9 protein-coding genes are annotated in these 9,927 nt (G+C 57.4%); 3 read left to right on the top strand and 6 right to left on the bottom strand.

What is annotated here, in order from left to right:
• From IH881_13820 to IH881_13810, 3 genes are all read left to right on the top strand, one after another.
• The coding region (locus tag IH881_13820) for a HAMP domain-containing protein (GenBank protein ID MCH7868768.1) at positions 1-1,146 on the top strand (1,146 nt) is incomplete at its 5' end.
• Between the two features lie 313 nt (positions 1,147-1,459).
• Positions 1,460-2,725 carry a hypothetical protein gene (locus tag IH881_13815; protein ID MCH7868767.1) on the top strand — a complete coding sequence of 422 codons (1,266 nt, stop codon included), beginning with the start codon at positions 1,460-1,462 and terminating at the stop codon, positions 2,723-2,725.
• A gap of 58 nt (positions 2,726-2,783) precedes the next feature.
• Positions 2,784-3,248: a substrate-binding domain-containing protein gene (locus IH881_13810; GenBank protein ID MCH7868766.1), complete on the top strand. Its 465-nt coding sequence runs from the start codon at positions 2,784-2,786 to the stop codon at positions 3,246-3,248.
• 62 nt (positions 3,249-3,310) lie between these two features.
• Here IH881_13810 and IH881_13805 read toward each other — a convergent pair whose 3' ends face one another.
• The 6 genes from IH881_13805 to IH881_13780 form a co-directional block, all read right to left on the bottom strand.
• Positions 3,311-4,354, bottom strand: coding sequence for a chemotaxis response regulator protein-glutamate methylesterase (locus tag IH881_13805; protein ID MCH7868765.1), 1,044 nt, complete (start codon positions 4,352-4,354; stop codon positions 3,311-3,313).
• A gap of 77 nt (positions 4,355-4,431) precedes the next feature.
• Positions 4,432-5,343: a protein-glutamate O-methyltransferase CheR gene (locus tag IH881_13800; GenBank protein MCH7868764.1), complete on the bottom strand. Its 912-nt coding sequence runs from the start codon at positions 5,341-5,343 to the stop codon at positions 4,432-4,434.
• Positions 5,344-5,387: 44 nt separating this feature from the next.
• The gene (locus IH881_13795) at positions 5,388-5,987 is read right to left on the bottom strand and encodes a purine-binding chemotaxis protein CheW (protein MCH7868763.1); all 600 of its coding nucleotides are present in this window, start codon (positions 5,985-5,987) and stop codon (positions 5,388-5,390) included.
• A gap of 8 nt (positions 5,988-5,995) precedes the next feature.
• Entirely contained in the window at positions 5,996-7,654 is a 1,659-nt protein-coding gene (locus IH881_13790; protein ID MCH7868762.1) for a HAMP domain-containing protein, read from the bottom strand.
• 29 nt (positions 7,655-7,683) lie between these two features.
• On the bottom strand, positions 7,684-9,402 hold the full coding sequence (locus IH881_13785; protein ID MCH7868761.1) for a chemotaxis protein CheA: 1,719 nt from the start codon (positions 9,400-9,402) through the stop codon (positions 7,684-7,686).
• Positions 9,399-9,920 carry a chemotaxis protein CheD gene (locus IH881_13780; GenBank protein MCH7868760.1) on the bottom strand — a complete coding sequence of 174 codons (522 nt, stop codon included), beginning with the start codon at positions 9,918-9,920 and terminating at the stop codon, positions 9,399-9,401. Before IH881_13780 ends, IH881_13785 begins: the two co-directional genes overlap by 4 nt.
• Positions 9,921-9,927 lie beyond the last annotated feature (7 nt).

Genomic DNA, 9,927 nt, shown 5'->3' with positions numbered 1-9,927 from the left:
GACGGGGGTGAGATTTTTACAGACACTCATCTGGCGGTCACGCGCAATGTCGGCGTCCGCGGTGAAAACCTGGGCCGCCTGATCGTGTTGTCGGATCTGCGAGAGATTGACCTGGTCATTCAGCGGTACAAAGTGATGGCTGCGGCCATCACGGTTGGGGTTGTGCTCTTTAGCCTGTTGCTATCGCGTGTCGTGCAGCGCTGGATCGCGAAGCCCATCGAGGCACTCGAAACGCTCTCGAATCTCGTTTCGAGCGAACGCAACTACGCACTGCGAGCAGTGCGAACCAGCGACGATGAAGTAGGCCGACTCACCGACGCCTTCAACGACATGCTCGAAGAAATACAGGCTCGCGACTCCGAGTTGAGAATTGCAAAGGAGAGCGCGGACAATGCCGCCAGGCAGGTTTCGCGCCACTACCAGGCGGCCCAGGCGGCCAATCTCGATCTCGAGAACGAGAACCGGGATCGGCGGCGCGCCGAAGCAGAATTGAAAGAAAAGACCGATGAACTCGAGCGCTCGAACGTCGAGCTACAACAATTTGCGTACGCGGCATCTCACGATCTTCAAGAACCCCTGCGTATGGTGGTCATGTTCACCCAGCTGTTAAAGAAGCGATACGCGAAAAAACTCGACGAAAGGGCCGAAAGCTATATCGACTACGCGGTCGATGGCGCGACGCGCATGCAGTTGTTGATCCGCGACCTGCTCGAATACTCGCGAGTTGGCCGGATGGAAATGGACGAGAGTCCAATAGACTTCAACCTCCTGCTCGAGGAGGTCCTGGTTGCTCTCCATGTTTCGATCCACAAAAGCCGTGCACGCATTCAGGTGGCATCGCTCCCCACTTTGTCAGGCAATCCGATGCGTCTTCGCCAACTCTTCCAGAATCTGATCTCGAACGCGATGAAGTTTAGTGGCGACGAACCCGCTGTGATCGAGATCGAGGCTCTCGAGGAGGGCGAGTTCTGGAAGTTTTCGGTGCGCGACAATGGCATCGGCTTCGACGCCAGCTTTGCAGATCGCATCTTCATGCTTTTTCAGCGGCTCCACACCCGGGCAGAATATGAGGGCACCGGGATTGGATTGGCACTCTGCAAGAAGATCGTGATTGCCCACGGCGGCGATATCTGGGCCGAGTCGTAAATTGGCAAAGGCACGACTTTCTACTTCACTCTGCCTTCAGAGCAGAGGGCGGCTGCGAAGAAACCCGAGGTGGGGTCAATCTAACTCGCATGTCGTGTATCGCCCTGCCTCAGATCGCCTTGGTGCAGTGCAAGCCCAACCGTCGAACTAGGTATTTCACCGGGCAAACTACGTGGTTCTCAACCAGATCGGTCTAAAGGTAACTCTGGAGACTGACGACTATCCTTGAAGCATCTATTCCAAAAACTACGCACGATTTCTGATGATTTGTACAACGCGATGCTTGATAGCGTCGCACTGGGGGGAAATTGCCATGAACTATTTAAGGTCACTCGGGTTGGTTGCGTTTACTTCGTTTGTCGCGACTGCAATCTGCATTTCCGGAATCGCGCTGGCTGAATCAGCTTCAGCTACAGACGAGATCGATACTTCGTCTCAGAGCGTAGATGCACAGGGTCCCGACGCAGAGTACGAAGCGCCCAACTACAGCTTGGAGCGACAGGGTCACTCCATCAGAGACCAGAAGAGTGTTACGTACGGCTCTCCGACGTCCTTCCTCGAATGGCACGGTTATCTAGACTTCGAGTTCGACGACGGTCAGGGAGCGAACTCCAACTTTGACAACCACGAGTTCTATCTATCCACGAAAGCGAACATCTCGGAAAGGCTCAGAGTCATCGCAGAGTTCGAGTACGAGCACACCCCTGAGAAGCTGATTCTTCCCGTGCAGGCATTCGCGGAGTACGACCTCTGGGGCGACATGGTGACGATTCGCGCCGGATTGTTCTACGTCCCCCTCGGCATCAACCGTTCTCTCACCCTACGCGCACCTGAAAACCACATGGTCCGTCAGGTCGCGTTCACCCACGATCTCATCTTCGAAAACTGGTCAACGGTGGGCGTGGAAATCTACGGTGAGCTGCCCATTGGCGATACTGGGTTGGCATGGTTCTATGACCTCTCGATCGGCAACGGTATCAGGGGCTACGGGAATGGAGACTCCTGGTTCGACGCGGACGAGACTTTGCAAAATCACACCGAGGACAACAACAACAACAAGCTGTTTGCCGGTCGCACCGGAATCAGTTTCAGCAACATTTTGGGCTTTGGCGGCGACATCGGGTTTTCGTACGCCACGCAGCAATACAACACCGGTTCGCCCAAAGGCAACAATCCGCTCAATCACTTCGGTACTGATCTGCGAATATCACATGAATCCGGTTTTGGACTTCAGGCCGAGTACATGGAGCGGGAAGGGGAAGACAATACGCTAGATTCCTCGAGCGTAACCGCAGACGCCGAAGGCTGGTATGTCAAGGTCTATCAGAGAATGTTCGAGCAGCATTCGCGCTTCGTCAATTTTGTCGACCTTGTTTTCCAGATCGACTCGATCGATACGAACGACATGGTTGGAAATTCACTATTGACCCTGGCTCCCGCCATTGTCTACTCGCCCGAGGCACACCTTCAGCTGAAGCTGGAGTATGACATCGTGCTCGAGCATAATGGCGGCTCGAGCTACAAGCGAAACATCATCAACAACGACAAGATCTGGCTTGCGATAGTCGTCGAGTTCTGAGTAAACCGTAGTCTCCACCAAATTAAAAAAGATTTTCCGCTGGAGGGGAAACACGGAAATGTTCAAAGAATCTGGATGGTCTAGCAGGTTTCTGACCCTGGTCATATCGTTGGTGCTGATTGTGCCAATGCTGCTCGAAGCGGAAGCCACGGCTGCGGGTGGTAGTTTTTCAGTCATCGTCAACCCTGTGAATCCGATCGAGTCGCTTTCGCGCAAGCAACTGTCCGACTTGATCATGAAGAAGGTGTCCAAGTGGGATAATGGACAGCGGGCTCAGCCCGTAGACCTTACGGCCGGCAATCCGACACGCGGACGCTTCAGCCAGGCGATTCTCGGAAAGTCCGTGGGCGCGATGAAAGCCTACTGGCAGCAGCAGATTTTTTCGGGGCGCGGCGTGCCGCCTCCGGAACTGCGCTCTGACGCCGACGTGATCGCCTTTGTGGCGAGCAGGCAATGGGCCATCGGGTACGTCTCGCAGGGCGCGGACACGAGCAAGGTCAAGGTTATAAAGCTGCGTGACTAGCCTGGGGTAGCCGCGATTGGGCATCCAATCGACGCCGCTGCGAGCTTGCAGGGGCGGGGGCTTTATTCGAAATCCTCGTCGATGGCATTTGCGACATCGCAAAGCTCAACGACCCGTTCGATCGCACCCAACTCAAATGCTCGCTGGGGCATTCCGTAGACAGCGCAACTCGCCTCGCTCTGACCGAGCGTAGTTGCACCTGCCGCTCGCATCACCGCCAGGCCGACGGCGCCGTCAGCCCCCATCCCGGTCAAGATCACACCACATGCCCTGGAACCCGCTGCCAGGGCCACGGACTTGAAGAGCACATCGACGCTCGGCTTGTGGCCATTGACTTCGGGTCCATCGGCCAAGGCTACGGAAAGATGGGCCCCCCTGCGCACGAGCATGAGATGGCGGTCACCGGGAGCAATCAATGCGGTGCCCGGGGCAACCAGGTCCCCGTGCAACGCCTCACGCACGCTGATCTGGCAGCTCCAATCGAGCCGACGCGCCAACGCGGCAGTAAAATTGGGCGGCATGTGTTGCACGACCACGATCCCAGGGCAGTTGGGCGTCAGCTTGCCCAGCACATCGTTCAGTGCCGTCGGCCCTCCCGTCGACGTTCCAATTGCAACCACACTGAATTGACCCGATGACGTTCTGTCGGGTGGCGGTATTGTCGCCAGTCTTCGCGAGGGAACAGCCTGCAAGGTGGCGCCGGCTGTTCTGCTCTTGGGGCGAGCGGACTTGGCGGCTTCGCGCAGGACCGTCCGAAACTCTGCCACGGATTTTTCCAGGAAATCCGCAACACCTCGCTTCGGCTTGCTGAGGATCTCGAACGCACCTTCGGAAAGAGCCTGCAACGCAATATCGGTTCCACGCGCGGCGTATCCGGAGCAGATCACGACCGGAATCGGATTCTTTGCCATGAGTTCTCTCATGAAGCTGAGACCATCCATCCGCGGCATTTCGAGATCCAGCAAAATCACATCGGGCCGGCGCTGCGCAATTTTGCGCGTCGCGATCACCGGATCCGCCGCGACGTCGAGGGTCAATCCGTTTGCGTCGGGCAGCAAGCAAGACATCATCTCACGAACAACGGCAGAATCATCTACGGACAACACGTGAATCGCCTGTCGATCCTTGTTGGCGTTGTTGATCTTGTCGGACTTTTCTCGCTCGAGTTTGTTTCGGAGGATCGTCAAAGAGTGTCCTCCGGCTGCCCAGCATCGGTAGAGAACAGCGGCGCATCAGTCAACGAATAAACGGTCGGGCGTACGGAGCGAACGCGCTCGGTCTGTCCCTGCAGGCTCTCGGCGTGGCCGAGCATGAAAAGTCCATCCGGAACGAGCAGATCCAGCATCCGGTGCACCGCCCCCATTTTCTCGTCGCGCCCGAAGTAGATCAGTACATTGCGACACAGGATCAGGTCGAAGGGTTGCCGGAAACGATAGTGCGACGCGCTCAAGTTGAAGCGACCAAATCGCACGCTCGCGTGCAGATCAGTCCCGACTTTTACCTTGCCGCTCTGTGGGCCGCGTCCCCTCAACATGAACTTATCTCGATAGATCGTGGGGATGGCTTGTGTCTGATCTACGGAGTAGACCCCGTGACTGGCTTGTTCCAGCACCTCGAGCGAGATATCGCTCGCGATGATTTCGATGTTCCAACCTTCTGTCCGGGGAAGCGCGTGAAGCAGGCACATCCCGACGGAATACGGCTCTTCGCCCGTCGAACATCCCGCACTCCAGACCCGAATGTGTTTTCGCCGCCGCTTCCCCCGCGCTTGCTCTTTCCAACGCGGAATCACGACCTCTTCGAGCAGTTCGAATTGAGCGGGTTCTCGGAAGAACGAGGTCTCGTTTGTCGTGATGCGATCGAGCATGTTCTGGCATTCGGAATCATCATCTTGGAGCAGCCGGATATAGTATTCGCGAAAGGAACGGAGGCCTAGAGACAGCAGGCGACGGTTCAATCGCGATTCTACCAGAGCCATTTTCTTGGATGAGAGCTCGATCCCGCTCACCGAGCGAATGTACGCCCGCAGCAGGTCGAACTCGCGAACACCCAGTGGCTGTATTTCCAGCGTTGCTGATTTGGCGGTCGGGTTCACGATACGCTGCTCAGGATTCGAGGTCGGCGAAGCTCACGACGAGCTCAGGATTTCGATTTTTTCTTGGAAGAACGCCGAGGCTTCGACTCTTTCTCGGCGGTGTCTTCGGGCGATTCTGCTGGTTCGGAATCCGACTTGGGTTCAAGTTCAATCTCGGAAGGTGAGTCGTGTGTGATTGCCGACTCCTCAAGCGAGAGAAGTCGGTCGACATCCAGGATCGGCACGAACTTATCAAAAACACGGGCGAGGCCTTTGAGGTAGTCCGACGTGACGGACGCTCCAAAATCCGGTGCGTCCTCGATTTCTGCCTTTGACAACTCGATGACTTCACAGACTTGATCAGCCAGAATTCCGATCAAGCCACGCTCGTTCAGACTGCTCGAATCGAGGACTATCACGCAAGTTCGTTTGGATACCGGTGTCTGGGTCTTGCCAAACTTGATAGCGAGGTCGATCACTGGAACCGCGCTACCCCGAAGGTTGATCAGCCCGCGAATGGCCTCGGGCGCCATCGGTATTCTTGTCGCCGATTCGAAAGTGATGATTTCGCGCAGGTCGAGAATTGCGATCGCGTAAATCTCTTGACATACTTCGAACGTCAAGTATTGACTGCGATGCTCTGCGACGTGTTCTATGGCCTCCATGCTGACCCCTAGACCTTTTTGTAACTGCTATCCGGCATACCGCTCCGGACCTCGGAAAACTCCTCCCACTCAATCTCCTGGCTCGCGGCGGTGGGCGGTTCCATCTGCGCCGTGTCCGCTCCGACTACTTGTGGGGTTGAGACTTGCTCGTTGTGAGTCGGGCCCCTCGCGTCCCCCTGCGTAAGATTGCTGCCCGATCCCGTATGGAAGAAGGCGATCGACTGCTTCATCTGAATGGCCTGAGCCGAGAGTTGGGCGGCAGTGCTCGAAAGCTCCTCTGCGGCGGCCGCATTGCGTTGGGCGACCGAATCGACCTGGGTCATCGCCTGATTGATCAGCGCGACACCTGAGGACTGTTCCCTCGAAGCTGCGGCCACTTCTTGCACGAGTTCGGCGGTCAACTGAATCGCGGGAACGAGTTGGGCGAGCAGATCTCCCGATCGCTGGGAAGCATCGACACTCCTCGAAGCGACGTCGCCGATCTCGCGCGCGGCCGCCTGGCTCCGTTCGGCCAATTTTCGGACTTCGGTCGCCACGACCGCGAACCCCTTGCCATGTTCGCCGGCGCGCGCAGCCTCGATCGCGGCGTTGAGTGCCAGGAGATTTGTCTGATAGGCGATTTCCTCGACGATCGAGATGCGGTCCGCGATCGTCTTCATGGCTTCGACCGTTTCTTCTACTGCTTTTCCGCTTGCCTCGGCGTCGCTCACGCCCTGGAGCGCCATCTCTTCGAGCTTTCGACTGTTTTCCGCGTTCTCGTTGATCGAGGCGTTCATTTCTTCGAGGCTCGAGGTGGTCTCTTCGACGGCAGCCGCCTGCTCACTGGTGCCGCTCGAAACGCTCTGCGAGGAACTCGCCAGCTGTTGCGCGACTGAAGAGAGACCATCGAAAGATGAATGCATGTCCTCAAAGACGTGTTTCAGGCGCATCGAGAGTTGATCCATCCCGTTGAGCATGCGACCAATTTCGTCGTTCGAGGTCTCCGAAATTCGAACCGTGAGATCACCCGCCGTCAACGCATTCGCAATCCGAGTGGCCTCCGCTATCGGGCGCGTTACACCCCGAGTCAAAATCAGCGCCGTCGCGCTCAGCAAGACGAGAGAAATGACCAAAATTGCTCCGGTGAAGTAGGTGGACGTCCGCTGAACGGAACTTGCTACCTCGAAGCCCTTTGCAAGGGCGAGACTGAAGGATTTCGAATTTGATTCGAGGGTCTCTCGGATCGCGTTGTATTCGCTTGCGACCTGTCTCAGCGTTACCGTCAATCCTTCGTCAAAGTCTTCTTGCGCGATCATCTGGCCGGCGGCGCCGGAAGCGAGGGCAAAGTAGTTGTCGAATGCAATTTCGAGTTCTTTTCGGGTTGCCTGATCGATCGCCGGGTTGTTCCTTCCTGTGGCCAGACGCTCCAGGAATTGACGCCGAATATCCTGTGCTTCAATCAGGCCGTCCTCATCGCTTGCTGCAACGGCGTCCTGAAGACTCCGTTGAAGTGTGGCGAGTAGACCCTCGAGATCGCGGTTCAGGTCGATCGCCGGGTAGTAACCCTTCTCGACCTTGCTGAGCGCATCGCTACTTTGCTCGCCGAAATAAAACGAGGAAGCGAGCACGACGCTGAATGCGATCGCTGCAGAAAGTGGCAGCAACAACACTTTCTTTCGGAAACTCATACTTTGGAACACAACCCCTCTCCCTTCTTTCAGCTCCGTAAAGGTGCTCTCGCTGTCAATCCTGCTGTCTTCGATTTTCTGTTCTCCGTGCCACCGCCGTGTTGGCCGCCCGTTTGCCAGCCCACGGCCTTCCGAAGCAGTGCCGGGGCGTCCAGGAGCAAGGCCACACGCCCGTCGCTGCGAATGGTTGTTCCCGCGATGCCCGGAGTGCCGGGAACGAGCGCGCTGAGAGGCTTGACGACCGCCTGGCTCTCGCCGTGGAGGACATCAACCGCAATTCCGGCGCGTTGCCCGCGGTGCTGGATCACGACGACATGCTCGCGTGAAGATTCAGTTTTTCGGGTATTGAGGACACGATTCAGGCGAATGAAGGGCAGGGGACGACCGCGAAGCTCGAGCACTCCCCCCGCTGAGTCGTTGCGCAAGGCCTGCGGCAGCTCGAGGCATTCGACCACGGTGTTGAGTGGAATGAAATAGTCTTCGCCGCCGACTCCGACTCCTAATGTATCGACGATTGCGACCGTCAATGGCAACTCGATCTGAATATGTGTCCCGATGCCAGTTTGGCTGTCGATCGAGACGGTGCCTCCGACCTTTTCGATGTTGCGTCGAACGACATCCATTCCGACGCCGCGTCCGGCAATGCGACTCGCTTCGTCCAGTGTTGAAAAACCTGGTTCGAAGATCAGCTCGAAGAGTTCGTGGTCCGATCTCTCTTCGTGTTCTTGGAGCAGTCCCACTTGTATGGCCCTGCTTCGAATTCGATTTGCGTCGAGGCCACGACCGTCGTCTCGGATATCGACAAAGATGCTGGCTCCCTTCCGCTCGGCGGAAAGCGTGATCTGTCCCTCAGGCGATTTTCCCGCCCGAATGCGCTCGTCCGCTGATTCGATCCCGTGCGCAATGGCATTGCGCATCAAGTGACTGAGTGGATCTCGCAAGTGCTCGACAATGGTCGTATCCAGCTCGGCCCCGTCGCCATTGACGACCAATCGGGCCTGCTTTCCCTCCGCAATTGCGGCGTCGCGCACCAAGCGATGCTGTTGCCGAAGGAGTGGAGAAATTGGGACGAGCCTCAGGGCCATCACGGCCTGCTGCAACTCGTCTACGAGTGGGTCCAACTCCTGGTGAATCTCGAGTAGCTCTTCCGTGCTCGGCGCGAGATCGCCCAAAAGGCGTTCGGTCATCCCGCCGCGTCCAATGGCGATCTCGCCCGCGAGATTGAGCAAACGATCGAGAAGATCGACTCGTACGCGCAAGGTCTGGGCGACATCCGGGGTACGTGACGCTTCGTGAAGCTCGGCTGCAGGCTGCGCGGCTACCTTTGGAACTGTCGTTACATTGCCCGCTTGGAGATGGGCTTGAATGCGTTCGTGCATTTCCGCCGCAACGAGCGACTCCTCGTCCTGTCCTTCGAGCGCATGGGCAGCCATGAACCTGGCGGTGTCCACTGCTTCGAGAAGCAGGCTGATGAGATCAGCCTCTACCTCTAGTTCTCCGCTCCGAGCGGCTGCCAACAGGTCTTCGAGGGCGTGGGCGAGTCGCCCGAGAGATTCGAATCCCAACGACAACGCGTCCCCCTTGAGCGTGTGACAGACTCGAAAGACCGTTTGCAGGCTCGCCACATCCGTTGGCTCGCGCTCCAGCGCCAGCAGCGCTTGCTCCATTTCGGAAAAGAGTTCGACAGATTGTTCTGCGAAAACCTCGCGCAAAATTGCTGTGACTTCCGCATCGTCGAGTTCGTTCATGTCTGCACCTGCTTCGCCCAGGCCGAACCATCGTGTGTATGAAAGAGAATCTTCCGCCCCCGCCGTCCGCCCGTCTCGATGGCAACGATCGGGATTCCGATCTCGAGTAGAGCCCGTAGGGCCGCTTCGACATTCTTGATTCCGAGATGTCCGCCGGGCACGCTGGATGTACGCAAAACCGCAGCCCCGCCGAAGACTTTGGCTCGCAGGTTTTCGCGCCGCGCGCCGAGTATCTCGAGTCGTTCGATCATCGCAGCGATTCCGGTATTGCCGTATCGAAAGGGCTGGTTGTTCTTCCCATGAGGAGCCCGAGGCAATGCGAAGTGAACCATGCCGCCGACGGAGCCCAGCTCATCCCATAGACAAACTGCGACACACGATCCGAGGATCGTCATGACGGATGCTCCATCACGCGTCGTGAACGCGTGGCCCGGATGCAAATAGACCGCGGGCACTTCGACCGGATTCGCGCCGTCGGTTGCAGGTAGATTCTCTGCTGTTGCTTTTCGGATCGTCACGGGTGAG

This window comes from Myxococcales bacterium, assembly GCA_022563535.1.
In the GTDB taxonomy this organism is placed as follows: domain Bacteria; phylum Myxococcota_A; class UBA9160; order UBA9160; family UBA4427; genus DUBZ01.
The sequence above is the reverse complement of the archived record's forward strand: the minus strand, read 5'-3'. Positions and strand labels throughout refer to the sequence as shown.

What these genes read in the sequence shown, in the direction of transcription:
- IH881_13795 (MCH7868763.1), bottom strand. Translation starts at nt 5,987, where the DNA reads ATGGAGGCCATAGAACACGTCGCAGAGCATCGCAGTCAATACTTGACG.
- IH881_13790 (MCH7868762.1), bottom strand. Translation starts at nt 7,654, where the DNA reads ATGAGTTTCCGAAAGAAAGTGTTGTTGCTGCCACTTTCTGCAGCGATC.
- IH881_13810 (MCH7868766.1), top strand. Translation starts at nt 2,784, where the DNA reads ATGTTCAAAGAATCTGGATGGTCTAGCAGGTTTCTGACCCTGGTCATA.
- IH881_13785 (MCH7868761.1), bottom strand. Translation starts at nt 9,402, where the DNA reads ATGAACGAACTCGACGATGCGGAAGTCACAGCAATTTTGCGCGAGGTT.
- IH881_13815 (MCH7868767.1), top strand. Translation starts at nt 1,460, where the DNA reads ATGAACTATTTAAGGTCACTCGGGTTGGTTGCGTTTACTTCGTTTGTC.